This window comes from Natrinema sp. SYSU A 869, from assembly GCF_019879105.1.
In the GTDB taxonomy this organism is placed as follows: domain Archaea; phylum Halobacteriota; class Halobacteria; order Halobacteriales; family Natrialbaceae; genus Natrinema.
The window spans coordinates 399504-422964 of record NZ_CP082249.1; the positions used below are offsets into that span (position 1 = coordinate 399504).

24 protein-coding genes, 1 tRNA gene and 4 pseudogenes are annotated in these 23461 nt (G+C 61.5%); 13 read left to right on the forward strand and 16 right to left on the reverse strand.

Annotated elements, in window-relative coordinates; translation table 11 throughout:
* Positions 1–106 precede the first annotated feature (106 nt).
* The gene (locus K6I40_RS10070; protein WP_222918891.1) at positions 107–985 is read left to right on the forward strand and encodes a cytochrome oxidase assembly protein; all 879 of its coding nucleotides are present in this window, start codon (positions 107–109) and stop codon (positions 983–985) included.
* 122 nt (positions 986–1107) lie between these two features.
* Here the strand turns inward: K6I40_RS10070 and K6I40_RS10075 are convergent, their stop codons facing one another.
* The gene (locus tag K6I40_RS10075) at positions 1108–1599 is read right to left on the reverse strand and encodes a metal-dependent hydrolase (RefSeq protein WP_222918892.1); all 492 of its coding nucleotides are present in this window, start codon (positions 1597–1599) and stop codon (positions 1108–1110) included.
* A gap of 136 nt (positions 1600–1735) precedes the next feature.
* Here K6I40_RS10075 and K6I40_RS10080 point away from each other — a divergent pair, with 136 nt between their 5' ends.
* Entirely contained in the window at positions 1736–2368 is a 633-nt protein-coding gene (locus K6I40_RS10080) for a uracil-DNA glycosylase family protein (protein ID WP_222918893.1), read from the forward strand.
* Here K6I40_RS10080 and K6I40_RS10085 read toward each other — a convergent pair.
* Positions 2329–2685 (reverse strand): annotated as a pseudogene (locus tag K6I40_RS10085) (cupin domain-containing protein). The gene K6I40_RS10080 and the pseudogene K6I40_RS10085 overlap by 40 nt on opposite strands.
* A gap of 231 nt (positions 2686–2916) precedes the next feature.
* On the opposite strand from K6I40_RS10085, the pseudogene K6I40_RS28355 reads away from it, so the two are divergent.
* The 3 genes and pseudogenes from K6I40_RS28355 to K6I40_RS10100 all read left to right on the forward strand — a co-directional run.
* A pseudogene (locus K6I40_RS28355) lies at positions 2917–3090 on the forward strand (aldehyde dehydrogenase family protein); the annotation flags it as partial.
* Positions 3091–3215: 125 nt separating this feature from the next.
* Entirely contained in the window at positions 3216–4295 is a 1080-nt protein-coding gene (locus K6I40_RS10095) for a trypsin-like peptidase domain-containing protein (protein ID WP_222918894.1), read from the forward strand.
* A 163-nt stretch (positions 4296–4458) separates the two neighbouring features.
* Positions 4459–5616 (forward strand): annotated as a pseudogene (locus K6I40_RS10100) (multicopper oxidase domain-containing protein).
* A 125-nt stretch (positions 5617–5741) separates the two neighbouring features.
* Here K6I40_RS10100 and K6I40_RS10105 read toward each other — a convergent pair.
* Positions 5742–6005: a MarR family transcriptional regulator gene (locus K6I40_RS10105; RefSeq protein ID WP_222918895.1), complete on the reverse strand. Its 264-nt coding sequence runs from the start codon at positions 6003–6005 to the stop codon at positions 5742–5744.
* Positions 6002–6976, reverse strand: a complete 975-nt coding sequence (locus tag K6I40_RS10110; protein WP_222918896.1) for a TFIIB-type zinc ribbon-containing protein — start codon at positions 6974–6976, stop codon at positions 6002–6004. Before K6I40_RS10110 ends, K6I40_RS10105 begins: the two co-directional genes overlap by 4 nt.
* A 193-nt stretch (positions 6977–7169) precedes the next feature.
* On the opposite strand from K6I40_RS10110, the gene K6I40_RS10115 reads away from it, so the two are divergent.
* Positions 7170–7580 carry a DUF5830 family protein gene (locus K6I40_RS10115; protein WP_222918897.1) on the forward strand — a complete coding sequence of 137 codons (411 nt, stop codon included), beginning with the start codon at positions 7170–7172 and terminating at the stop codon, positions 7578–7580.
* Here K6I40_RS10115 and K6I40_RS10120 read toward each other — a convergent pair.
* Positions 7577–8758, reverse strand: a complete 1182-nt coding sequence (locus K6I40_RS10120; RefSeq protein ID WP_222918898.1) for a hypothetical protein — start codon at positions 8756–8758, stop codon at positions 7577–7579. The genes K6I40_RS10115 and K6I40_RS10120 overlap by 4 nt on opposite strands.
* A 102-nt stretch (positions 8759–8860) precedes the next feature.
* Here K6I40_RS10120 and K6I40_RS10125 point away from each other — a divergent pair.
* Positions 8861–9011, forward strand: a tRNA-Met gene (locus K6I40_RS10125).
* A 93-nt stretch (positions 9012–9104) separates the two neighbouring features.
* Here the strand turns inward: K6I40_RS10125 and K6I40_RS10130 are convergent.
* Positions 9105–9332, reverse strand: a complete 228-nt coding sequence (locus K6I40_RS10130; RefSeq protein ID WP_222918899.1) for a hypothetical protein — start codon at positions 9330–9332, stop codon at positions 9105–9107.
* Positions 9333–9566: 234 nt separating this feature from the next.
* Between K6I40_RS10130 and K6I40_RS10135 the strand changes: the two genes are divergently transcribed.
* Complete coding sequence (locus K6I40_RS10135) at positions 9567–9938, forward strand: hypothetical protein (protein WP_222918900.1); 372 nt, start codon at positions 9567–9569, stop codon at positions 9936–9938.
* Between the two features lie 61 nt (positions 9939–9999).
* Here the strand turns inward: K6I40_RS10135 and K6I40_RS10140 are convergent, their stop codons facing one another.
* The gene (locus K6I40_RS10140) at positions 10000–11040 is read right to left on the reverse strand and encodes a hypothetical protein (RefSeq protein WP_222918901.1); all 1041 of its coding nucleotides are present in this window, start codon (positions 11038–11040) and stop codon (positions 10000–10002) included.
* A 165-nt stretch (positions 11041–11205) separates the two neighbouring features.
* Between K6I40_RS10140 and K6I40_RS10145 the strand changes: the two genes are divergently transcribed.
* Together K6I40_RS10145 and K6I40_RS28360 are read left to right on the forward strand one after the other, a co-directional pair.
* Positions 11206–11472, forward strand: coding sequence for an SWIM zinc finger family protein (locus tag K6I40_RS10145; RefSeq protein ID WP_222920332.1), 267 nt, complete (start codon positions 11206–11208; stop codon positions 11470–11472).
* A complete protein-coding gene (locus K6I40_RS28360) occupies positions 11469–11594 on the forward strand; it encodes a hypothetical protein (protein ID WP_255681952.1) in 126 nt (41 codons plus the stop codon). The genes K6I40_RS10145 and K6I40_RS28360 overlap by 4 nt, the downstream gene beginning before the upstream one ends.
* A gap of 87 nt (positions 11595–11681) precedes the next feature.
* On the opposite strand, the gene K6I40_RS10150 is transcribed toward K6I40_RS28360, so the two are convergent.
* The 8 genes and pseudogenes from K6I40_RS10150 to K6I40_RS10185 all read right to left on the reverse strand — a co-directional run bounded on the left by K6I40_RS10150 (position 11682) and on the right by K6I40_RS10185 (position 20188).
* The gene (locus tag K6I40_RS10150; RefSeq protein WP_222918902.1) at positions 11682–12191 is read right to left on the reverse strand and encodes a hypothetical protein; all 510 of its coding nucleotides are present in this window, start codon (positions 12189–12191) and stop codon (positions 11682–11684) included.
* Positions 12192–12628: 437 nt separating this feature from the next.
* Entirely contained in the window at positions 12629–12883 is a 255-nt protein-coding gene (locus K6I40_RS10155; RefSeq protein WP_222918903.1) for a hypothetical protein, read from the reverse strand.
* A 135-nt stretch (positions 12884–13018) separates the two neighbouring features.
* Positions 13019–14452 carry an FAD-dependent oxidoreductase gene (locus K6I40_RS10160; protein WP_222918904.1) on the reverse strand — a complete coding sequence of 478 codons (1434 nt, stop codon included), beginning with the start codon at positions 14450–14452 and terminating at the stop codon, positions 13019–13021.
* Between the two features lie 134 nt (positions 14453–14586).
* Complete coding sequence (locus K6I40_RS10165; protein WP_255681953.1) at positions 14587–15171, reverse strand: FixH family protein; 585 nt, start codon at positions 15169–15171, stop codon at positions 14587–14589.
* 176 nt (positions 15172–15347) lie between these two features.
* Positions 15348–16443, reverse strand: a pseudogene (locus tag K6I40_RS10170) (glycosyltransferase).
* Positions 16444–17427 (reverse strand): glycosyltransferase family 4 protein, encoded by a 984-nt coding sequence (locus tag K6I40_RS10175; protein WP_222918905.1) that lies wholly within the window; start codon positions 17425–17427, stop codon positions 16444–16446.
* 93 nt (positions 17428–17520) lie between these two features.
* Complete coding sequence (locus K6I40_RS10180; protein WP_222918906.1) at positions 17521–18384, reverse strand: hypothetical protein; 864 nt, start codon at positions 18382–18384, stop codon at positions 17521–17523.
* 127 nt (positions 18385–18511) lie between these two features.
* The gene (locus K6I40_RS10185) at positions 18512–20188 is read right to left on the reverse strand and encodes a sulfatase (RefSeq protein ID WP_222918907.1); all 1677 of its coding nucleotides are present in this window, start codon (positions 20186–20188) and stop codon (positions 18512–18514) included.
* A 373-nt stretch (positions 20189–20561) separates the two neighbouring features.
* On the opposite strand from K6I40_RS10185, the gene K6I40_RS10190 reads away from it, so the two are divergent.
* Both K6I40_RS10190 and K6I40_RS10195 read left to right on the forward strand, forming a co-directional pair.
* Entirely contained in the window at positions 20562–21581 is a 1020-nt protein-coding gene (locus tag K6I40_RS10190; protein WP_222918908.1) for a lysylphosphatidylglycerol synthase transmembrane domain-containing protein, read from the forward strand.
* Positions 21582–21649: 68 nt separating this feature from the next.
* Complete coding sequence (locus K6I40_RS10195) at positions 21650–22162, forward strand: metal-dependent hydrolase (RefSeq protein WP_222918909.1); 513 nt, start codon at positions 21650–21652, stop codon at positions 22160–22162.
* Here K6I40_RS10195 and K6I40_RS10200 read toward each other — a convergent pair.
* Positions 22159–22686, reverse strand: a complete 528-nt coding sequence (locus tag K6I40_RS10200; RefSeq protein WP_222918910.1) for a metal-dependent hydrolase — start codon at positions 22684–22686, stop codon at positions 22159–22161. The genes K6I40_RS10195 and K6I40_RS10200 overlap by 4 nt on opposite strands.
* Positions 22687–22867: 181 nt before the next feature.
* On the opposite strand from K6I40_RS10200, the gene K6I40_RS10205 reads away from it, so the two are divergent.
* Positions 22868–23389 (forward strand): VTT domain-containing protein, encoded by a 522-nt coding sequence (locus K6I40_RS10205; protein WP_222918911.1) that lies wholly within the window; start codon positions 22868–22870, stop codon positions 23387–23389.
* The last annotated feature ends 72 nt before the right edge of the window (positions 23390–23461 follow it).

Consider the following 23461-nt stretch of genomic DNA (forward strand, 5'->3'; position numbering starts at 1 on the left):
GGACGCGAGACCGACGGCCCGACGTCGGCGACGAATTCGTGGCCCATCACACTGCATAACTCGGTCAGCATAAGTACGGGCCGTCCTAACCCTCGACAGAACGCCCGTGTCGTATGACAATCGCACGCCCAACTCGAGGTTTCGGTCGTTGATCGATCGGTTCGGCTTTCCACACCTGCTGAGCGCGACGCTCGTCCTGGTCGCGGCGACGATTCTGCTCGGTATCGCGGCGAAAGCGACGGGCTCCGGACTGGCCTGTGAAGCCAACTGGCCCCAGTGTGACGCCGGGCCGTACAACCTGTTGCCGGGGAGCCTGCCGAGTTTCTACGAGTGGTTCCACCGCTTTGTGGCGATGTTCGCCGGCTTCGCCATCATCGGCTCCGCGCTCGCGGCCTGGCGACTGCCAGACATTAACCGACGTATCACTGGACTGGTCGCCCTCGGAATGGTGTTGACGCCGGTACAGGTCGTACTCGGCCGCGAAACCGTCCAGCAGTACACGATAAACATCCTCTCGCTGCACTTCTGGACGGCCGTACTCATCTTCACGCTGTTCCTCGTCGCCACCGTTTTGGTCTGGGCACCGCGACTGACGGGGACTCACGTCATCGGCGTGCTTGCGCTCGGAATCGTAGCCTTGCCCGCACACGTCGCCCTCAGTCCAGTCGTCGGCTCCGAGATATCGACGTACTCGCCGACGATGCAGATGGCACAGTACGGCGTGACGCTGACGCTGTTGGGTGCGGCCATCGTCGCGACGATGGTCGGTCGCCGTCGCTTTACCGGCCGTGCCCTCGCACCGTTGCTCGCGGCACCGCCGCTCGTGATCGCCGTGCTTTTCTTCGGTCGCCAAGCGGTCAATCCGGCGCTCGAGCTGCCGTACCTCGTCGCCGCGGCCGCGCTCTTCTTGACGTTCGTCGCCGGACTCGCGCTCACTCGCGGCGAGGACGCCTCGAATGGGACGGCCGACGCACTCTCGCGGTAGCACCGGGCCGTTGGGATGCACTCGAGTTATAGTATCCACTGAGACGAGTGACACGCTGATTAGACAACTGCCATGCGAGCAGATGTGCGGTGACTGTCAGTGGCTACGATAGCAGACGAAACTCAGCTGAGTGTGACGACGATCGCAGTCCCGGCGAGGACGGCCACGATACCGAGGCCGAACAGTCCGTAGTTAGCGATCGGGTTCGCCGCCGTCGCCAGGTCGGCGGAGTAGCGACGGCGTGAGAGCGGCCAGAACGGGCAGATGCCCATCGGCGTCAGCGCATCGGCGAGGAGATGGGAGCCGATCGAGACGAGTCCGACGAGGAAAGCGAAGGAGACGAATCCGGCATCGGCGAACGCCGAGGAGGCATCGACGAGAACGGCAGCTAGGGCGGCCAGTCCGGCACCGACGAGCAGCGCGAACGGGACCGTGTGGGTCGGACCGCGATGGTCGATCAGCGGGAGGCGATGATCGCAGTCGGGCAGCGTCGACAGGCCCACGCAGACGAGGCCGCCGACGATCGCGATCTCGGCGTGACCCCCTAGGGAAACGGCAGTGCCAACCGGTGCGTACGCCAGGAGTGCACCACCGTAGTGCCCCACCTGATACATGTATAACATGAAACGCAAGGTGAAATATAAACCCACCGCCATTCGTCTACCTGTTCCGACCGACTAGCCGAGCGAAGAGAGACTGTGAATCACCGCAATCGTCGGGGTTTTGACCACGGATCGCCATCATCCGTGCGTGCAAAACGTCACCGACAGGACGAGTAACCCGTTCGGGCTGCGACCGCCGTTCGACCGCTCCGACCCCGGCGACCGGGCGGCCGTCTTCGGCTACGGTGACGCCAACGCCGACTTTCACGTCATCGGCGACTACCCCGGCGTCTACGGCGGCGAAACCACCGGTGTCCCCTTCACTGAAACCGAAGACGGGCTCGGCGTCCAGAACGTCTTTCGCGAACTCGGCTTCGCGAGCGGGCCACGGGACGAGCCCATCCTCGAGAACAGCTTCTGGAGCTACGTTCACATGTGTACGCTCCCGACGGGACGGGCACCGACCGACGAGGAGTACGCCACCCTCGAGCGGTTCTTCGATGCCGAGCTTCGAGCGATCAACGCCCACATCCTGCTGCCGGTCGGTGCTCGGGCGACCGATCACGTCCTCCAGGAGTACACGACCCAACGCCGCCGGTTCGATCTCGATATGGCGTCGCTCCACGCCTGCGACATCCGCGGGCGGGGCTTCATGGTTATCCCGATTCAAGAGCCGGTCGAGTGGGTCGACGGCGACCGCGACGCCATCGTCTCGAAACTCGAGGCGGTGCTCACGAGCGATTACCGGCAGACGAAAGGCGTCGCGACGACAGTCGGCTGATCGGCCGGTGCGCTAGACTCTTCTTTCGGCGCGAAGACGACCAGCGCCGTACTGTCGTCGACCGCGTCGGGGGACACGTCCTAATCGCCATCGAACTGGACGACATCCCCCGACTCGAGATCGTAGACCTCGTCACCGAGCGTGAGCTCGATGGCACCGCTGCGGACGGACAGGACGACGTCCGACTCCGGATGGCAGTGTTTGGGGACGCGCTCGTCCGCTGCGAGTTGCAAGCGGACCGTTCGCGGGCTGTGTTCCTCGAATACCTCTGCGTGGGGCGCTTCCTCGAGGCCCTCGATGGATGTGATGTCGGGCATACGTACACGGAGACGGGGTGCGGACTTGTTCCTGCGGACGAACTCGTTCGGGGGCGTCGATATCCCGACGATGGCCGTCCGATCGGTCGTCGTATCGGTCGAACCGGAACCGGTGAGCGAGCGGCGACAGTCGAGGCACACACCGAGTCTGACGTTGAGCGGGCCCTCGAGCGGACGACCGAGACCGGTACGGATTGGCGCGAGCGGCCGATCCGCGAGCGCGAGGAGGCCGATCGCGACCGCGGCGAGTGACTGGCCTGGGAGACCGACGTCGGCCGTGTCTCCGTCACCCAGCTCGTCAAGTCCGACCCGCGAGTTCCCTTCGGCGGCGTCAATGACTCGAGTGACGGCCGCGAACTCGCACTGGAGGGTATGCGTGAGTTCGTCAATTGGAAGACGATCTAGGTCGGGTAGCGACCCTCGAGCTGTGTTCGGACCGCTGACCGCCCCGAACGGCATTATGACTACCACTCTGACTGTCTGTTTTACTAATATATATGCCGGTCGAGTCGAAAGGTTCGAACGAACCAATGACTGCTACCTGGAGACAGTTGCTCAGGTATAGCAGCAGCGTACTGATCGCCGGGCTTGTCGGCTATACTGCAAACCCGAACCCATCGGATCCGGAATCGACTGACGACACACAGAACGAATCGGCTTCCGTGACGGCCGACACTACGTATGCGTCGGTCTACGAGGAGGTGATCGACTCGGTCGTCATGATTCGGACGGCACAGGGACGGGGCACCGGGTTCGTCTTCGATGACGCACATATCGTCACGAACGCCCACGTCATCGGCCGATCGACCGCGGTCGATGTACGGTTCAACGAGGGGCAGTGGCGGTCGGGAACGGTCGTCGGAACAGACCCACACAGCGATCTGGCTGCAGTCGCGATCGACGACGTACCGTCGTCCGCGACGCCGATCCCGTTCGTCGACGACCAACCGCGTGTTGGGCAAGAAGTCGTTGCGATCGGGAACCCGTTCGATCTTGAGGGAACGGTCACAACGGGGATCGTCAGCGGGACCGACCGATCGATCCCGGCACCGACTGGGTACAGCATCCCCGACGCGATCCAGACCGACGCCGCGGTCAACCCCGGCAACAGCGGTGGCCCGCTACTGACCCTCGACGGTCGCGTCGCGGCGGTCATCAACTCGGGCGGCGGGGACAACATCGCCTTCGGCATCTCCGCGGCGCTGACCGAACGCGTCGTCTCGGAACTCGTCGAGACCGGTGACTACGATCACGCCTACACGGGCGTCTCCGTTACCGACGTGACGCCCGACATCGCGACGGCCAACGATCTTGCGGAATCGCGCGGCCTGCTCGTCGTCGAAGTCGTCGATGGCGGTCCCGCAGCGAGGATCCTCGAGCCCAGCGACGATGCGCGTTACGGCGACCACGGGCGGCTCCCGGTCGGCGGGGACGTCATCCTCGCGATCGATGGCACGGAGCTACCGACCGAAGAAGATCTGGGACGGTATCTGGCCCTCGAGACGCGGCCGGGCGAAACTGTCGACCTGACGATCGTTCGTAACGGCTCCGAACGGACCGTCTCGCTCGAACTCGAGAGCCGTCCAATGCGCCGTGGGCCGTATCGATAGGCGACGTCGACCATTCATTGGAAGCTGCTCGCGATCGCGTCCCGCTGGTCGGCTACTGTGCGAGACCATTTAAATAGTAACTCGGAACATGTTCTCGAGACTTCCCGATTCGTAAAAACCGCCTTCTCTCGTTATACACCGGCCCTTCGTAGGACCAGTTGTCATGAGTGATCGAATCGGTGCACCCGGACTGGGGGTATCGCGACGCGAATTCGTTGCTGCGACCGGTGGGGCAGCGGCACTGACCGGCCTGGCCGGTTGTACGAGTGGGGGACGCAACAGGACTCGCAGCCGGAGGAGCCGTCCGAGGGGTCGTCGGATTCGTCGGAACCCGCATTCCCGTGGACGAGTTCCCCGGAGGTCGTGCAGGTCAACGAGCAGGGCGGCAGCGTGACGTTGCAGTCGGTGACGGCCCAACACGCCGTTCACCCGATGGACTCGATGGGGGGGTCCGGTGGAACTCCCGCAGGTCTGGGCGTTCAAGGCCGACGACGGGAAACCGAGCGTTCCCGGGCCGATCCTCCGGACGACCGAGGGCAACGATATGGAAGTGACGTTGGACAATACGGGCAACAACCACCCCCACACGCTGCACTTCCACGGCGCGCGGAAGACTTGGGAGAACGACGGCGTGCCTACGACGACGGGCATCATGGTCAACCCTGGCGAGAAACACACCTACACGATTCCGGCGAACGTCCCGGGGACCCACCTCTACCACTGCCACTACCAGACCCATCGCCACATCGACATGGGGATGTACGGCATTTTCCGTGTTGATCCGAAGGGATACGAGCCCGCGGACAAGGAGTACTTCTTCACGCTGAAGGACTGGGACTCCCGCGTGAACCGGCAGTTCGCCGGCGAGGACGTCGACTACAGTCCCCGCAATCGCAACCCAGACGTGTTCACGATCAACGGAAAGAGCCTCCCGCGAACGCTCCACCCCGAGGAGGGGTCGCCGATCATCGTCGATCACGGCGACACCGTCCGCCTCCATATGGTCAACGCGGGCTACATGTCCCACCCGATGCACACGCACAACCACCGGTTCCGTCTCGTCGAGAAAGACGGCGGCCAGATCCCCGAGGCGGCCCAGTACGAACAGGACGTTACCAACATCGCCCCCGCGGAACGCCACACCGTCGAGTTCGAGGCCAACGCCGACCCCGGCATCTACCTCATGCACTGTCACAAGGTCAACCACGCGATGAACGGGGAGTCCTATCCCGGCGGAATGGTCAACGGCATCGTCTACCGCGATGCCATGGACACCGACGTCTTCGCGGATCTCATGGAGTACGCCGGCTACGAGGGCTGACCTCGGACCAGACTTGAACGAAAACAATTTTCACTGCGGCAATTTCGGTCTGTTGGACGGCGATACACCGGAACACTGTGACCGTTACCCCCACTGCGACTACCGCCGAGACAGTCGTGGCGATATCAGGTCCGCCTTTCCGTCCCCGCCCGACCGTCCGAGCCGCCGGTTGCCGGTCGCACATCGTCGAGTCGTCGATACCCGGCGGCAGTAATATCGTACCGACGGCAGCCAATCGATCGAGTCGCGTCCTCGTCGTGAAGCCGTTCGCATGCATGGTCGACTGCAACCGGGTGTTCGTCAATTACTGCGGCGAGATCGACGACGTAGGATGGACCCTCATCGGCGAGCGTCTCGAGTATCGTCTCCTCGAGTTCGTCACGGCTCATTGACGGTCCCGAACCTCCTCGTAGGCGTCTAAGAGTTCTCGGTACCGGTTCCTGACCGTCACCGAACTGACGCCGGTCTCCTCGCCGACGGTCGCCTGCGTGACTCGTTCGTTCGTCAGCCGCGCCGCACCGTAGATCGCCGCCGCCGCCAACCCGGCAGGACTCCGCCCGCTGTGGAGGCCGCGGGCCTTAGCCGCCTCGAGGATCTTCCGAGCCAGCCGTTCGGCGTCATCACTCACCTCGAGTTCGGATGCGTACTGGGGGAGATAGTGGATCGGATCGGCGGGTTCGATCCGTAAGCCCAACTCGCTCGAGAGGTACCGATACGCCCGCTGGACGGGGAGTTTCTCGACGCGACTCACCGATTCGAACACGACGAGCGTCCGAGGGGTGCCGTGTTGCCGGGCGGCTGCGTATAGGCAAGCGGTCGCCATCGCCTCGATTGACCGACCGGGTAACAGCCCCTCGTCGACGGCACGACGGTACAGGACGCCAGCCGTTTCACGACACGGCTCCGGCAGGCCGAGCGCCGACGCCATGCGTTCGATCTCGCCGAAGGCCTGTTTCAGGTTTCGTTCCTGTGCGTTCTTCGAGGTGAACCGCTCGTTCCAGGTCCGCAACCGCTGGAGCCGTTCGCGCTTGCGTCCCGAAACCCGGTTGCCGTATGCGTCTTCGTCTCGCCAGCCGATCGTCGTACTCAGACCCTTGTCGTGTCTGATCGACGATACCGGCGGCCCGACCCGTCGGCCCTCACCGTCGTCGTCGAGGTTTCGCCATTCAGGGCCGTAATCGATCGCGTCCGTGTCGAGGACGAGTCCACACTCCGCACACGCTCGCTCGCCGTGTTCCTCATCATGACGGATCGAGCCTGCGCATTCCGGACACTCCGACCCCCGTCGCTCGGGAGTGATGTCGCGCTCTCCGTTCCGGGTCGATCCCTCGGCAGCCGTATCGACGGTCGTCTGACTCATTGGTCTCTCTCCGCCGGAGTCCATGCCCCGGCCGTGTGATTCCTTCGCTTGGATTGCAGTGGAGCGAGGGTATCAACGACCGGCGGATTCCCACCGCGTGGGAACGGCCGTCGGCGTTCTTCTCTCTCGGAATCATGTCGATTGATCTCGAGAGCAACAACGTTTATTCGCACCGAGCCGACAGCACAGATCGATGGACCACGACGGTGATCGAACTGGAGCCAACGGCCACCCCGACCTCGAGGCCGACGACGACCGCGTCGCACTCGGTTTGGCATTGCTCGCCCACCTCGAGCACGAATCGCTCTCGCTGGCCGATGCCGTCGACCGGATCGAGACGGTCACGAGCGATCCGACGGTGACGCGGACGATCCTCGACGAGGCCGAACTCCGCGGCATCATCGAGCGCGACGACGGTATCATCCGTCCGAAGAGCCGCCAGTACGTTCGCTTCGAGCAGGACGTCATCACGAAAGACGGGGAGTTCTCTTGTCGGCGCTGTGGCTCCAGCCTCTCGACTGGCCACTTCATTAAACTTGAGGCCGGAGAACTCGGCCCCTTCGGCTCCTCGTGTATTCGAAAAGTGACCGGCCGGGACGGCTAGCGACCCTGCCGGAGTTCCGCGATCAACTGCTCGATCGTCTGCTGTTGTTGCTCGATGACCTCGCTCTGGCGGTCGACCGCGGCCTCGAGCGAGTCAAGTCGCTCGAGGAGTTCGGGATCTGTCTCGGTCGCGACCGCCGAGCCGTTCGGGTCCGAGTCCGCCGCGACGGCATCGCCGGCTGCCGACGCATCCGTCTCGGCGGCCTCGAAAACCGATCCCGTCTCTGCCTCCGTGGCCGCTGTCGTGTCGTCGTCACGGTCGGGCGTGTGGTCGTCGGTCGCCGACGCTGTTCGTGATGTCGACCGGGCCGACTGGCTATCGCTCCCGTCGGTTCCCGTCGTCGCCGAATGGGTGTCAGCGGCCGCAGTATCGTCTCTGCCACCGTTCGCGAGCGGGTCGGACGACCCCGTACTCCCCGCACCAGTCGTCGGCTCGGCGTTTACGTCGTGATCGTCGGGTTTGGGCGGGTCGGCATCGAGCGGATCCACACCGCCGCCGAAGTCGACCGAACCCTCGCTACTGGCTGCCGACTCGTCGTCCTCACCGACCGCTTCGTTGAGTTCCTCGAGCGAGCCGACGTCGTGGTAGTCGAACAGCGCCCGCTTGAGCCGTTCCCGGAGGTCGTTCGCCTGCTCGTTCGGGGCCTTGATCCGCTGGGGCCGACCGTTGGCCGTGAGGACGATCTGCGTGGCGACGCTCCCGTCCTCGAAATCCAGATTGGTCACGTCGCCGAAGTGATACTCCTCGTAATCCCCGTCCCAAACCGCACCGCCGATGTGCTTGACGAGTCGATCGCTCGTGATGATGAGCGTTAACTCGCTAAAGCGGTAGGTCTTGACGACCGTCTCGCCCGGGTCGGAGATCCCGTTCCCATTCAATACGCCAGCGAGGACGGGGTGAAGCACGTCGTCGGTCTTCCCGCCGGGAACTGTAAAGGTTTGCTCGCCGTCGAGGGCGTACTCGAGAGTGAATTTCGTCTTGCGTCGGCCCTCGGAAATGGTCAGCCGGTCGGCGTCGTGGGGGAATTCGTCTGCCGATTCGTCGCTCAGGAGCCCGTCGGCGCGATAGACGATCGTCCTCGTGGGGGTGATGAAGAGTTCGTCGTCACTGCCAAGAGAGACTCGCGCCGCGATCTCCTCGCCATCGAGAGTAGACTGGACGATACCGGGAACGCTCATGCAGCCGAGTTCGTAATACCGTGTGATAAATCCGTGGGTCCACGTTGCATAGCGACTCCGAATACAAAGCTTAAAGAAACACACCACACTACTCGTAATCGAGCCCGGGTGGCTTAGCTGGACATAGCGCCGCACTCATAGGGTTCAGAGATTCGGTGCGGTTTCGCCTTGGAAGCCTCCGTGTCCCTCGAGGACTGCCGAGCCTCGGACCTGGGACATGCGGAGATCGAGGGTTCGGAGCCCTCCCCGGGCACTCATCAAATTCTTCACATGCCCACGTAAGAACCCCCTCGAGTGGGCACTCTACTCCTGATACCAGCGCGGTAGACGCCTCGAGAACGCCGGTTCAGGACTGTACAGCGTCATCTGATTTATCCTCGAGTAACAGAGGTGTCGCAGCGTGAGTTCCGCAACCGACGGCCACGGTGGCCCGTTCTGCGGAGCACTCGGCTGCACCAACGGCGCCGACGTCGTTGCTCGAGGCCGGCGGCTCCGCGATCGTCTCGCCGTCGGCGGGCGGGAGTCGTGCGGTCGCGAACTCGGACTGGCCGGTCGTCACAGGCCGATTCTCCATCTTGCACTTCTCGCGGAGGTAGAGCCCGATTGTCCGCGTTTGTCTTGAACCCGCGTATAGTGGTCGCAGGCGATCGTGCGAGCGACGTCGCTATCCAACTCCACACAATTGGATTACCCCTCGATAAGCATGAGCAGTTTAAGCAATTTTTATAATGGCGAACAAGAATGTATTTAACATGCGTAGACGGAATCTCATCCTCGGAATAGTTTCAATCGTTGTCGGAACATCTGGATGTACTTCTTAGAAAGTGAAAATGAGGTGACTGTTTCATCTAGACTACAGGAGACAAACGAACTTTGTGACGAAACAGAAGACCGAGCTGAAGTTAATCAACCATCAGACGGGCAAATTGTCGTAGATGGAATTATAAGTGGTATTGGAGAAGGACAAGAACTACGATCTTCTATTTACGGACCATCATCAGACGATTCGATAGCATGTGAAATTGGTCCCCACGACTCGCAAAATGATGGAATTGGTTGTTCTGGCAGTGTCAACTATATGTGTGATATTATTTACAGAGATATAGACATAAATGAAATAAAGATATTACATACTAATAAGGACCACGAAGGAACATATGTGTTGGAAGATACTATTTAGTGTCTAATTTAAACTTCAACCCTATTACCTTGGATAAGAGATGATAAGTGGTAAATTTGTCTTAGTTGCCCTTGTTCTCTGAAATTTTTTCTATACTTCCACCGGAATCAACATAGATTGATCCGCCTTCTTTAAAGTGATCTGGGAAATCCATTTCTTTGATTTCATCATCAGAGAGTTCTCTACGTGTGGTGGATTGTGTCCTTATTGATGCCGAAGTAATTTTATATTCTTCTTGGACTAGGGCTGTTTGATCACCGGTAGTTACGTTATTGAAATAGTCGTCTCTACTATAGTTAACATATTGAGTCAGTTCTAATGTAGCCTGCTTGGGTCGATAAGCTGATTGGTTAACTGGATCAATTTGCACATCTACAAAATGGCCGGCATACTTTGACTTCTTAGTAGTTTCCGAATTACAGCCCAAACTGGTATGATCGAATACATATTCCACATAATTGTCATCAACCATACAATCATCATTGTTAAAGACACCGGATGCCATTACGTCTGCTGCGATGATCGGATAGTTCGCATATGGAGAAATCGTAGTAAGACCAGCCGTAACAGTATCTTTAATTGCTGTCCAGGCCATGTCTGCGAGGACACTGGAATTAGAGGAATCGTCTATCTCTGGCCACACTAAAATCTTGTTAGAGTTCAGTGATGCATAGAGAGAACCAGTCTGGACATCAATCGACGCCCCATGATAGTCCACACCATTACAAGTCGGTCCACCACTATAACACTCATCAGGATACCCGTATCCAGAGATCCCTACACGGAACATTACATCACCAGAATCGTTATCGTATTTCTTGACACCTATCCCACTATCTATGTGGCAAGGATATGCATAGGGAGACGCTCCATCAATTAGACCACCTGTTTTAACATGTTCATCTGCATAATCAAAATCATCGTAAAGATATTCATTACCATCTCCTGCCCAATATGGCTCAGCGTCACAATCACTTTCTGCTGCAGTTCCTGTTTGCATAGCGAATAACGGAATTGCGCCGCCAGCACCGATAGATTTCAATACTGACCTTCGGTTTGATTTGTTATTAACTCTTCTTCCATCAGTGTTTTCTTCTGTCATCGAATCTAAGACTATTATACTCACATATATAAATTTATTCCATAAATGCTGTTGGAGATAATAGGGAACGACGAGACCGAAACTCACGGATTCGACGGCTAATCAATCTGAGAGCGTTTCCGAACCGGAGTAATGTAATCTGATGGGCGTACACTCTCCCAATATCTGACCGTTCGCGAAGACGTCAGCCGCGTCCGTGGCTGCAATGGCCAGTACAGCGTTGTCTCTCATTTAGGGTCGGAATACCTCGTCGATACGTGGCTCGAGGCCTGCGAGTGTCGAGACTTCGAGTATCGCAACCGTCGGTGCAAGCACATCCGACGGGTTGCCTTCGCGATCGGCGCCGAACCCGTGCCGGCGGCCTTCGGACCGGAGAATGTTGCTGGCGAACTCGGCGAGCACTGTAGCAGCGAACCGCGGTGGTCGCGATGACCGACCGCGGATTCGATGTCTGCTGGCGCGGCGTCAACGGTCGTGCTCGGAAGCTCGTCTTCGAGCCACTCGCCGATGGCGAGCATATGCGGATCGAGTACACTCGCTGCGGTGAGCAGTGAGTGCCGGTTGGTCGCGAACCTGTCGAGGACGTCGTACTCAAGTGTGCCGACAGCGCCGTGATCGGCAAATAGAAACAGCGACTTCTTTTACTCGATTCGCATCGTCCAGTTGCCGTCAGCCTGGACGGCGATGAAGCCGACGCCAGAGTGACGGAACGTCGTCGTTCCCTCGTACTGCCCGATCTCGTTGACCGCGATCTCGGGGAAGTCCCCATGCGGTGGGTAGATCTCGACGATGAAGTTCCGCTGGCCGTTGTGCGCTGCCCCGATCGTGTGCGAGCCGTCGAACGCGACCGGGCCGTAGACGTTCGTACCCTCACCTTCCCACTCGAAGGGGAGCGATTCGCCACCGTCCGGCCGCGGCTGGGAGAGTTCGATCTCCCAATCACCGTCGGCCTCGACGGACAGCTGGTACGCACCTTCGCCGACGAGCGCTGCCGTCGCGCCGGCATATCTCCCGATCTGGTTGACCAGGATCTCCTCGAAGCTTCCGTCGTCCGGGACGAGCTCAACGATGAAGTTGCGTTCGCCGGTGTGCTGTGCCGCGGCGATCGTCAGCTGATCCGATAAACTCTCCGCCATTTCCATCCGACTCATCGCGTGTGCCACCATCGATGTCTTTGATCTCGTCGGCTGCGCAGCCAGCAACCAACGCCGAGAGTACGGTCCCACCCCCCGCCAACAGCGTTCGTCGTTGCATTCCTCGGATCATTACTATCATCCAATAATTAATTTTTTGAATTAACACAGATGGGGCCACTATTTCGAAATTCTGACCGGAGCAAACTTTCATAACATCTATCAGAACGGTCGCGAACGGCTGAATTCCAGTGAGTCTTCGACGGGCACCCGACAAATGTTCCATCGGTACGAATAGCACGGCTCGCGATTTCGGCTACTCGAGCCGACACAAGATACCTAGGTAAAGTCGGCCGAATCCTGCCGATTCCGTTCTCGAAGAGGTCCCGCGGAGTCAACTGAAACGGCAACGCTGTCGTGATCTGTGTTCACCGCGAAGACAATCGTGAGCCCGATCAGGCGTCGGCGGACGTCTCGTCCCAGTCAGTGAAGCAGTCCTCGGGTTCGACGTCCCGTATCGCATCCATTCCCTCGCTCGGAATGTGTTTGAAACAGCGCGGCTCGGCCTCCGCTTCGGCAATCCACGCCGCCTCGTCACCGCACTCTGCACATCGCGGCGCGCCGCCGACTCGTAAGGCGACCCACCAGCGAAGCCCCTCGAGACGGTCCTGTATCCGGGTTCGGATGCGTGAGAGACGCCCGTTGGTCACAGTCGGTCGACCTCCTCGAGCGAGTCGCTGTCGTCAGTCATGAGGTTTCGATCTATCGTGGGAGAGCCACTTGGTAGTTGTCGGTCCCGTTCCGTCATTTGCGTCGATCCCGCCGGAATTCGATTGAGGAGTAGCTCATGGATCAGAGCTGGTCCCTCGCATCCTCCCGGAGAGCACCTTCGCGGCGACCAAGATCGGATCCCACGTGGAATTGAACGGCGGCGCGTACGCGAGGTCGTAGTTCTCCACGTCGGTAACGGTGGCTTCGGCCTCAAGTCCCGCAACGATGGCGTGACTCCGGTGGACCGCACCCTCGCCGTACTCGCTGACGAGGCTCGCACCGAGGATGCGCTCGGAGTCGCGATCGGCGGTCAGCGTGACGGTAACGTTCCCGCCGTCGGGATAGTAGCCCGCACGCGATTTCGCCGTTACCGTCTCGGTCACCGGATCGAACCCAGCATCGCGGGCCTCCTCGGGGTCCAGAATACCGGTTCGGACGGCCTCAACGTCGAAGGCCTTGACTGCTGCCGTGCCGGCGATACCGCCGCCCTTGGTCGGCGTCCCGGTGACCGTCTGCCCGACCGCGCGGCCGTGTCGGTTGGCGGTCAGCGCCAGCGGGACGTACGCCGGTTCACCAGTGACGACGTGCGTGGCCTCGGCGCAGTCGCCCGCCGCATAGACGTTCGGCGCGCTCGTCTCGCGATAGGCGTCGGTGGCGATTGCCCCAGTTTTGCCGAGTTCGATCCTGGCGTCTTCGGCGAGATCCGTCCGCGGACGAACGCCGGTTCCGATCAGCACCATCTCGACTTCGATTCGGTCGTCTGCAGTGACGACCGCCTCGACCCGCTCCCCGCCCGACAGTTCCCGAACCTCGGCACCGAGATGGAGCGCGACGTCCTCCTCTCGGAGGTGATCGGCGACGTACTCGCTCGTTTCGTCGCTGAACCCCTTCAGGACGCGGTCGCCGCGCTGGAAGAGGTTCACCTCGAACCCGTTCGCCGCCAGCGCCTCTGCCATCTCGATACCGATGTAGCCGCCGCCGACGACACCGACGGGGCCGGTACAGTCCTCGAGGTATCGACAGGCCGGCCCTCGGTCGGGCTGCTGGAGGTCCTCGCCGTCGCGCGCTCTGGCGACGTACTCGCGCAGTTCCTTGCCGTCGCTCATCGAGCCGAGCGTGTACACGCCCTCGCGGTCGACGCCGTCGATCGGCGGCACCACCGCTTCTGAACCGGTCGCGATCAATAGGTGGCCGTACGGCTGGACGACCGACCCGGACTCGGTCTCGGCGGTGACCGTCCGCTCGTCGGTATCGATATCGACGACCTCGTGGCCCGTCCGGAGATCGATATCACGCTCCTCGCGGAACTCCTCGGGCGTGACTGAGACGAGCTCCTCGAGCGACTGGATCTCTCCTTTGACGTAGTAGGGGAGCCCACAGGCACCGTAAGATACCCACTCGCCCTTCTCAAAGACGACGATGTCGCGGTCGGGATCGTCGCGTCTGGCCTTGCTTGCTGCGGACATCCCCGCTGCGTCACCGCCGACGACGACGAACGGATCGCTCATATCGGTACTAGTGGCCAGTGAGTCATATAATTGCTAACTGACTGTGCATGGACGCTACCAGACCGTCGACCACTCGCTGGTCGGGTTTCAAAGCGGCGGTGACGGACTCCGCAGACGGAAGGGTCGTATCGCTGTTATCGTCGGCGCAAGAGGACCGTCACACCCGCCGCGGCGAGCCCGACTGCACCGACGGCAACGGCGACGGTGGTACCCGATACGAATCCGGCTGCTTGGGTTTCGTTCTCGTCGGACTGTGACTCGCCACTGTTGACATTGGACTGGGAGCCGTCACTGGGGTACTCAAGGTCTGCGCGGTCGTGGACCGTCTTCTCAAAGTGCGTGTGAACGGCTTCCCCGTCAATGGTCCCTTCCAAGTGGACGACATAGTCGCCCGCTTCGGTAAAGACGACTGGCGCTTCGTATACGCCCGGTTCGCCGTGCTTTTCGCTGACCTCGAGCGCCGTCTTCTCGTGGTCGGCCGTCTGGACCGAGACGGTCAGGTTCTCGGAGAGGTTCTCAGCGGGTTCGCCCGACTCCGCGTCGACGATCTCGAACTCGAGCCACATCCGCTCGTCGGTGATTAGTGGTTCGTCCGCCCCGCCGAAGGTCACTTCGTTTCCGGCGACGTTCTGGCTCTCGTGAGCGACGGTCGGTCCGACGGCACCGACCAGCAGTAGCGCGACCAGTCCGGCGACGAGTAGTCGTTTCGTATGGATCATCACAGACGGAGGGACGGGGTCCCGTATCGAGGTTGTTCTGGTTCAATTCTCGGATGGTGCTGTACCGTGAAAGACACGTCCACTGACGAGGGGTATGTCACCGAGGTCTGACGGACCGACCGGTCGTCGACGTATCCAGAGAATCGAATGGTGAGCAGTCGCGGATCAGTCGCTCCTCAACTCCGCTCTTCCTCGGAGAACCGCCACGGGCTCTCGACTTCCGTCGCGGCCTCGTCCCTCGAGAGCGGCACGTTGTGGTACAGTTGCTCGAGGTGGTCCATGGTGTAGCCGACCGAATAGCGTTCGACGGCCGCTCTGGTCTCTCGCTCGGTCGTCAGACACGTCTCGATAGCCTCAACCATCGAGTCGAGGTCGCCGTAGGCGAAGCGCTCGCCGTTGTCGGAACCGATCGTGTGGTTGAACGGCGGCGCGTCGGTGGCCGCAACGGGTGTCCCGCAGGCGTTGGCCTCGAGCGTCGAGAGGCCGAGCGTGTCGGCAGTCGAGGCGGTGACGAAGGCGTCGATCGAGGAGTAAAAGATCGGAAGCTCCTCGCGGGGAGGAAATCACGGAGTTCAACGTTATCCGGTGCGTTCCGTTCGAGGGAGTCACGATAGGGACCTTCGCCGACGATGACGAAGTCGTACGTCGGCAACTCCTCGGCGACCCGGAGGATTTCGTTGACGTTTTCTCCATGCTGAGCCGGCCGCTGTAGCCGATCACCGTCCGGTCGGGATACCAGTCCTCCTCGGTCGACTGGAAGAAGTCCATGTCGATCCCGACCGGTAACTGGACGTGTTCCACGTCCCGTTCGATTCGCTCCGTCGAGGCGGTTACCACGTCGAAGCTTCGGAGAAAGGCGTTCTCGCCGGGAACGTACAGCTTCGAGAGCAGTCCCGCGATTGACTCGAGTTTGATACTCTGGTGGAAGTACTCCTCGAGGGGCGTGTGATGCGTATAAATCGTCGGCAGATCGTGTTTCCAGGCGTAGTACCGGCCGAGGATGCCGATCGGTGCGGGGCCGTGACAGTGGACGACATCGAGTTCGGGAAGCGTTGACGTGCGTCTGGTGAGCGGGATCCGATAGCCGGCGTAGAACGGGTTCGGCAGCGATCTGACGGGGAACTCGCGATCACCGGGCTCGTAGTCGCCATCGGGGTAGACGACGTACACCTCGTGGCCTTTCCGTTCTAACTCCTCGCGCCAGAGCTTGATCGTATACGTTACGCCATCTATCTCGGGAAAATAGCTGTCCGTGAAGAATCCGATTTTCATTTAGGCCACCTCCTCGTACAGCGACTGGTATCGGTTCGCGACCATCGACAGCGAGAATTCCTCGCTCCGATGGGCCGCGTTCGTTCCGAGCCGGTTCCGGAGTGCCGGGTCTTTGAGCCGCTCGAGCGCGTCCGCGAACCCGCTCACCCCCGAGTCGGCCACCTTCAGACACTCCTCCCCATCCTCGAGCCAGGAGAACGTCTCGATATCCCGGACGAGAAGGGGTTTGCCGGCGGTCATCGCCTCGAGCAGCGCGATCCCCTCGTTTTCCTCGTGTGTGGGGAAACAAAAGATGTCGCCCGCTGCGTATGCACCACGGATATCGTCGACGAAGCCGGTGAACGTGCAGTTGTCCGGGGCCTCCTCGATCAGGGTCGTCGTCTCTCGCCCCTTCAGGGAGAGATCCAGCGGACCGAACCACGCGAAATCCAGGTTCGGCAGCCGACGCGCCAGTTCGACGAACGTCTCGAGGCCCTTGCGCTTGATGACGTGGCCGACGAGGAAGACGGTCGGCGAGCTGAGATCGTACCGCTCGCGGTACTCGGCCTCGAGCGACTCGAACCCATCAAGTTTCTCGCGATCGACGCCGTTCGAGATAACCGTCGGCGGCGTGTCGGTGTAGGTTTCGATCAGCTTTCGGTTGTATTCCGACGGACAGACCAGTGCGTCGGCCAGCCCGTAAGCCCACCGGAGATAGGGGTGCAGCGGTTTCGCGAGGGCGTTAGTAAACCGGAAACTGTCCCCGAAATCCTCCGCGGTCACGTGCGTGTTCGCGATGACGGGCACGCCCTGAGAACGGGCCCGCTTTGCGTACCAGACGGACCGAGGCCCCATGAGATTGCAGTGGAACACGTCGACGTCGAGCGTCGGCTCGATCGTATACTCTACCGCCAGTCGGTCCAGCATCTTTCGCTGGTGGACGACGGATTCGTGAATCCCGCCGGTGACGTGGTCCTCGAACTCGAAGTAGTGGCTGATCTTCATAGCGGATTCCCCCGACTAGAGATAGTTACCGCCTGATGCTTGAGATCGCCGGCGCGAACCGGCGATCACTGTCCCCGTCCGAACATGCAGGATCTACGCGACTTCGAGCCACGGTACCTCCATGAGCGGCGGGATGTGTGTTTCGATATGGTGTTCCCAGACCCCCTCCTCGCCGAATGCCTCCCCGTGGTCGGCGGTCACGACGACGCGGCCGTCCAGTTCCTCGACTAGGTCGGCGACGGACTCGAGTGCGATCCGGAGGTTCTCCTCGTACAGTTCCAACGCTGCCTCTCGCGTCCCGTTCTTGACGAGATCGGCCGGGTCGAGTTCGAGCCAGAGTCCTGCCTTCTGGGCGAGTTCGCTGCCCTCGAGTGTGTTCTCGACTTTCGGCCGGATCGAGTCGCCGAGCGACGAGAGCGCACCGCTATCGTCACCGCCGTCGCCCTTTTCGGCCTCCTCCTGTTTGCGGATCCCCTTCTGGATCTGCTTGAGCTTCTGTCCCTTTCCGCGGGAGAGGTAGGGGGCGTGTGGCTGCATGTAGTGAATTACCGTCCGCTCGGCCCCCTCGACGGCCTCGGGGTTGTTTCGGAACGCCTCCGCCATACTCTCGGGTGGCACCGTTCCGAGATCATCGTCCCAACCGGACTTCCACACGTCGAAGACGTTGCTGATGTGATTGGATGCCGACCACTCGTAGTCGCAACTCGCCCCCCACTTGAGTTCGTTCAGCGGAATCCCGAGATCGTTGATGAAGGGATTCCCCGAAAAGTACGCGATATCGTGCTCGTCGGTGAAAGTCCGATACGCCCACTCCGGTGTCGAGGAACCCGTACTCCAGCGCTTCTCTAAGGTCCCGTCGAGGTACTCGTCGTAAACGTCGCTGAACACGTCGTACCGGCACGCATCCAGCACCAGACAGTAGTCCCACTCCGACTCGAGGAAGTGCTGGTCGTCCATTCGTTGCGGCTACCTTTCGATTCGACCCCTGTATTCTTATTGGTTCTTGAAAGTCACCGTTATCGCCCCGATAGACCCGGTTTATCCGCACTTGCACCTGTTTCCGCCGGCAGGTCGATTCGGTGATTCACTCGAGATAGCCGAGTTCGCGGAGCCGATCCTGAGTCGCCTCGTCGGCGTCGGCCAGGACGTCCGCGTCGTCGGCGACCATCTCACTCGGATCGTCCCATGCACCGCCGACGGCGTCCTCGAATCGGGCGAGTGCCCGTTCGGTCGCGGCGACGACGTCGTCGTCCATCGGGTCGATCGGTGACTCCTCGCGCGGATCGTCGTCGAGCCGATAGCCTTCGTCCGGTACGAGATCGGCGCGGACATACTTCGCGTCGGTGCTGCGGGCGGCCCGAAGTCGCGAGTAGGCCCGGTGATCCGCCGGGAGCGTGGCTCCGGCCTCGCTGGCCTTCTGCTCCAAGTGGTGGAGTTCGATGACCGGTTGGGCGTACTCCACGAACGCGTACTCAGTATCGTCGTTGCCATCCAGAACGGCCTGCTGGCCGGGATCCGGATCCGTGGCCCCGTCGAAGGCTCTATACTCGCTCGAGAGCAGCGAACGTGTCGGGTCGCGAGCGACAGGGCCGTTCTCCGTCCTCGTCCCGACCACAGTGTCGGGATCGACTGCCAGCGCATCGAGGGTCGTGTGATAGAGGTCGAGCAATTCGACGAGATCGTCGCGCCGCCCGGCCTCGAGGGTGGGGTGTTTCACCAGCAGCGGGACGTTGATCAGTTCGTCGTAGAGCGCGAACTCGTGACCGTAGAGGTCGTGCTCGCCGTGGAGTTCGCCGTGGTCCGCACAGACGACGACGGTCGTCTCTTCCCACTGGTCGGTCGCGCGCAGCCAGTCGAATAAGCGACCGAGTTCGGCGTCCATGTGGGCGATCTCGGCGTCGTACAGCCCCCGAATGTCGTCCCACTCCTCGTCGTCGATGTCCCGGACGCCGGCGTTGTACTCCTTCGAGTTCTGACAGACGGCGTCCGGATCGACGCCGGGAGCGAACGCCTCGCGGTACTCGGCGGGCGGGTAGTACGGCAGGTGGGCGTCCATCAGGTTGACGAACGCGAACCAGCCCCGGTCGCTCTCGCTGTCGTCGACGAAGGACCTCGTCCGATCGATGACCGACGGTGTCTTCGTGTCGGCCCCTTCACCGCTCGCCAGTCGTTCGTGTGCCATCGCCCCGAGCCTGACGAGCGTCGACGCCAGCTCGCGGAGGTAGTCATTGTCGTTGACGGTCTGCCACGCGCTCGCCAGCGGCCCAGAGAGCACGTCTCGAGGCAGTATTTCGAAGAACGAGTCATGCTCGTCGAACCCGTCGGTGAGGCTGGTGTAGGGGGTGATCCACGCGTTCGAGGAGTAACATGCCGTGTCGTACCCTGCAGACGACAGGGCCGATGCGAGGGTCGTGACGTTGTCAAGGTACGGACTCCCCTGATCGGCCCCGTGTTGGCTCGGATAGAGACCGGTAAACAGCGAAGCGTGGACCGGTAACGTCCACGGTGCGGGCGCGACCGCCGACTCGAAAATGGTCGCCTCCTCAGCGAACCGCGAGAGGGTGGGCGCCGTCTCCCGTTCGTAGCCGTACGGGCCGAGGTGATCCTTCCGGACCGTGTCCAGGACGACGAACAGGACGTTCGACGGAGCCGTCTCGTCTCGCCTCGCAGGGTCCGCTCCGCTTCCTCGAGCCGTCGACCGTGAGTACACCCCGTCGCTGGAGAGCAAAGACGACGCTGCCGGGAGAGCGAGATCGGTCATGGGACTACTGCGTTACTCGGACGGTCCGCAATTTGTTATGGAGCAGGTACACCACGGAAACCGACTGCACACTGTCGTAGTGGATCATTGACCCGTGTTCAACAGTTGAGTCGATCTCCCCGCCTCGAGACCGCGTATCGGTTTCATCGGTGCGAGCGGCTCCAAAAGCCGGTACGAAAGCCGGTGACTGGTCAGTAACCGATCTCTCCGTGTGCCGCCGACGGATAATACTCGATTGGTAGCGCCGAATCACGCCCGTTCCAGATTCGACCGCGAGAGCCGGAAAGAGAGATCGACCGAGAGTCAGCAATCGATCGAAGCAAGGGCTGGCAGCAATCAGACGTTTCAAGTCACCTGATGATTCATACCAGCCATGGACGAGCGAAACCGGCGTGCATATCTCATCGGAGCCTTCGGTGCGATCGCGGTCCTCGCCGTCCTGTTTTTCATCGTCGGTGCACGCCCGATTCTCGACTCGTTGCTCTCAGCCGACCCCTTCCTCGTCGCGGCGACGTTCGGTCTCGCGCTCTGTTGGCTGGCCGTCTGGAGCCTAATGCTCCGAACCGTCCTCGCCACGCTCGGCATCGAGATTCCACTCATCAGGTCGTTTTTCGTCTACGCCGGGGCCGTCTTCGCCAACAACGTCACCCCGTTCGGTCAGGCCGGCGGCGAACCGGTCGCGGCGCTGCTCATCTCGAAGGTCTCCGACTCACGCTACGAGACCGGACTCGTTGGGATCGCGAGCGTCGACGTCCTCAACGTCATCCCCTCGATTTCGCTCGTCTTCGTCGGCGTCGGCTACTACGCGACCACCGCCGCCATCGGCGACCGCCTCGAGACGGCCGTCGGATCGGCCGTCGTGCTGATCAGCGCAATCTTGCTCGCGATGGGGCTCGTCTGGCGGTACCGGGACGCGATCATCGAGCGAGTCCCAGCCGTCATCGCGCCCCGTATCGGTCGACTCGGCCTCGAGCGATTCGATTCGGACACGCTCGAGGACGACCTCACAGACCGAATGGGGCGGTTCTTCGAGAACATCGAACGGATCGCGACGAACCGGTGGCGTCTCGGCGCGATTATCGGACTCTCGCTGTGTGGCTGGCTCTTTCAGACCGCGGCGCTGCTGGCGGCATTCGCCGCGCTGGGGCACAGCGTCCCGGTGTACGTCCTGTTATTCGCGATTCCGCTCGCGAATATCGCCGGTGCAGCCCCGCTCCCGGGCGGACTCGGTGGGATCGAGGCCGCATTCGTCACGCTGCTCGTCCCGACGACGGGGATCGAAGCGTCGGCCGTCACGGCGGCCGTGCTGCTCTTCAGAGGCGCGGTCTACTGGATGCCGATCCTCATCGGTGGTATCTCGGTGTCGGCGCTGGGAATCGGGCGGGTACAGTGAGTCGAAATTGGCCGGTTCCGAGCAGTTAACCCGTCCGAGGCCCGAATGCGAACAACCGCCCGAAATCGATGTACCGAGACGGCCACGCCGGATTCAATGCGCTCCTGTATGCACCCTTTGTCCCACTCGTCAGCGCCAGCTACTCGCTCGAGGCGGCCCTCTGGGGAGCGGTGCTGGCACTTGCCGCGGCGACCCTCCCCGACTTTGATCAAGGGATTCCGTGGATCGACCACCGTGGGCCGACCCATACTGTCTGGTTCGCCCTCCTATTCGGTCTGATAGCCGGTGCCGGGACGGTACTCGTTGCCCGCTCGAGTTTCGGTTCCGGTGGCGGGTTCACCTTCGGCTTCGGGTTCGTCATAGGGACGTGTGGGATCCTCGCCCACCTCGTGGGAGACGTCGTGACGCCGATGGGGATCAGCCCGTTTGCGCCCGTCTCGCGGGCCCACATGACGCTCAACTGGTTCAAATCGAAGAACGAGGGGCTCAATCGGGCGTTCCTGCTCGTCGGGTCGGCAGCGTTACTAGGGGCGTTGCTGCTGGCGATCTATCGGCCGGTCCTGGTGACGCCCGCCGGTTAATTCGACCGTTGCTGAGAGGTATCGTCGGTCCGGGCCCACTCGCTGACGCCGTCCAGATCATTCGTCCGCAACGCGAGAATCCCCAGCGAGACCGACCAAAGCACGGTCGTCGCGATCACGCCGTGGACATCAAGGCCGGGACTCCACGTCGTCCTGACCGGGAACAGCCACTGAATGCCCATCGGCGACAGCGCGTCGATGAGGAGGTGTGAACTGATCGCGAGCGCGGCGGCGAGCGCGGTCGCCCGCGCTCGACGAACGCCGGCCGTCCCGACCGCCACTGCGTATACGCCGGCGACGACCACCAGCGCGAACAGCGGCGAGTGTGTGATCCCGCGGTGGACGAACGGCCACCCCCAGTCGGCCGGAAAGAGGAAGTCCGCGTCCGGGAGAAGCGCGAAAACAATACCCATCCACGCCCCCGTCCGCGGGCCGACGCCGGTGAATCCGCGAGCGAGCGCGATGCCGACGGCAGCGTGTGTCGCGAACGCGACTGTCAGAAAGAGAATCCGCCCTCCCTCCATTGGTTCGACCTTCGACTGGAAGTGGAATATACCTTGTGTCCCTCGGCGATTCGATCCTGACTTCCGTACCGATCGTCGCTCGAGCGAGCGTGCGAGTGCGGGTACTTACGCGGGCTGCAACTGCAAGCCCACGATTTCAGTCGCCGAACGGAGTCATCTTGAAGGCGGATTCCGATCACCAATGGTCCCGCTCCAACTCACAGAGACGCCGCCCTGGCTCGAGTCGCTGTTCACCTCGGAGATCGGATTCGCGATCCTGTTCGGCGTCTGTGTCCTCGAGGGAGCGATGTTGCTGCGGTTCATGCCCAGCGAACTCGTCGTGCCGGCTGCGCTGGCACTGATCGGCTCGTCGATCGCCGAGGCGGTCGCGATCGTCGTCCTCGCGGTCGTCGGGACGACCATCGGACAACTGCTTCTATTCGGTCTCGTCCGGCGCGCCGGCCGGGAGTACATCATGCAGACGCGGTGGGTCCCGATCAGCGAGTCGCGACTCGAGCGGTTCGACGGCTGGTTCGACCGCTGGGGACCCGTCGCCGTTCCGGTGAGCAATACGATGCTGTTCGTCCGGGGGCTGCTCACCGTTCCCGCCGGGTTATCGGAGATGGATCGGCGGTCGTTCCTCGTGCTGTCGGCGGCCGGTTCGCTGTCCTTCCAGTCGATCCTCGCCGCGCTCTACCTGTTCGGCGGCTATCTCCTCGTCTGAGGGCGTCTGAAAACGTCAAAGCGGCCGTGATTTCTCGAGTTAGACGCTGGAAATAATCGGTTAGTAATACGT

What these genes read in the sequence shown, in the direction of transcription:
- K6I40_RS10140 (WP_222918901.1), bottom strand. Translation starts at nt 11,040, where the DNA reads ATGACAGAAGAAAACACTGATGGAAGAAGAGTTAATAACAAATCAAAC.
- K6I40_RS10095 (WP_222918894.1), top strand. Translation starts at nt 3,216, where the DNA reads ATGACTGCTACCTGGAGACAGTTGCTCAGGTATAGCAGCAGCGTACTG.
- K6I40_RS10110 (WP_222918896.1), bottom strand. Translation starts at nt 6,976, where the DNA reads ATGAGTCAGACGACCGTCGATACGGCTGCCGAGGGATCGACCCGGAAC.
- K6I40_RS10180 (WP_222918906.1), bottom strand. Translation starts at nt 18,384, where the DNA reads ATGGACGACCAGCACTTCCTCGAGTCGGAGTGGGACTACTGTCTGGTG.
- K6I40_RS10130 (WP_222918899.1), bottom strand. Translation starts at nt 9,332, where the DNA reads ATGGAGAATCGGCCTGTGACGACCGGCCAGTCCGAGTTCGCGACCGCA.
- K6I40_RS10075 (WP_222918892.1), bottom strand. Translation starts at nt 1,599, where the DNA reads ATGTATCAGGTGGGGCACTACGGTGGTGCACTCCTGGCGTACGCACCG.
- K6I40_RS10190 (WP_222918908.1), top strand. Translation starts at nt 20,562, where the DNA reads ATGGACGAGCGAAACCGGCGTGCATATCTCATCGGAGCCTTCGGTGCG.
- K6I40_RS10105 (WP_222918895.1), bottom strand. Translation starts at nt 6,005, where the DNA reads ATGAGCCGTGACGAACTCGAGGAGACGATACTCGAGACGCTCGCCGAT.
- K6I40_RS10135 (WP_222918900.1), top strand. Translation starts at nt 9,567, where the DNA reads ATGTACTTCTTAGAAAGTGAAAATGAGGTGACTGTTTCATCTAGACTA.
- K6I40_RS10165 (WP_255681953.1), bottom strand. Translation starts at nt 15,171, where the DNA reads ATGATCCATACGAAACGACTACTCGTCGCCGGACTGGTCGCGCTACTG.
- K6I40_RS10205 (WP_222918911.1), top strand. Translation starts at nt 22,868, where the DNA reads ATGGTCCCGCTCCAACTCACAGAGACGCCGCCCTGGCTCGAGTCGCTG.
- K6I40_RS10150 (WP_222918902.1), bottom strand. Translation starts at nt 12,191, where the DNA reads ATGAGTCGGATGGAAATGGCGGAGAGTTTATCGGATCAGCTGACGATC.
- K6I40_RS28360 (WP_255681952.1), top strand. Translation starts at nt 11,469, where the DNA reads ATGACCGACCGCGGATTCGATGTCTGCTGGCGCGGCGTCAACGGTCGT.
- K6I40_RS10185 (WP_222918907.1), bottom strand. Translation starts at nt 20,188, where the DNA reads ATGACCGATCTCGCTCTCCCGGCAGCGTCGTCTTTGCTCTCCAGCGAC.
- K6I40_RS10120 (WP_222918898.1), bottom strand. Translation starts at nt 8,758, where the DNA reads ATGAGCGTTCCCGGTATCGTCCAGTCTACTCTCGATGGCGAGGAGATC.
- K6I40_RS10160 (WP_222918904.1), bottom strand. Translation starts at nt 14,452, where the DNA reads ATGAGCGATCCGTTCGTCGTCGTCGGCGGTGACGCAGCGGGGATGTCC.
- K6I40_RS10195 (WP_222918909.1), top strand. Translation starts at nt 21,650, where the DNA reads ATGTACCGAGACGGCCACGCCGGATTCAATGCGCTCCTGTATGCACCC.
- K6I40_RS10175 (WP_222918905.1), bottom strand. Translation starts at nt 17,427, where the DNA reads ATGAAGATCAGCCACTACTTCGAGTTCGAGGACCACGTCACCGGCGGG.
- K6I40_RS10200 (WP_222918910.1), bottom strand. Translation starts at nt 22,686, where the DNA reads ATGGAGGGAGGGCGGATTCTCTTTCTGACAGTCGCGTTCGCGACACAC.
- K6I40_RS10115 (WP_222918897.1), top strand. Translation starts at nt 7,170, where the DNA reads ATGGACCACGACGGTGATCGAACTGGAGCCAACGGCCACCCCGACCTC.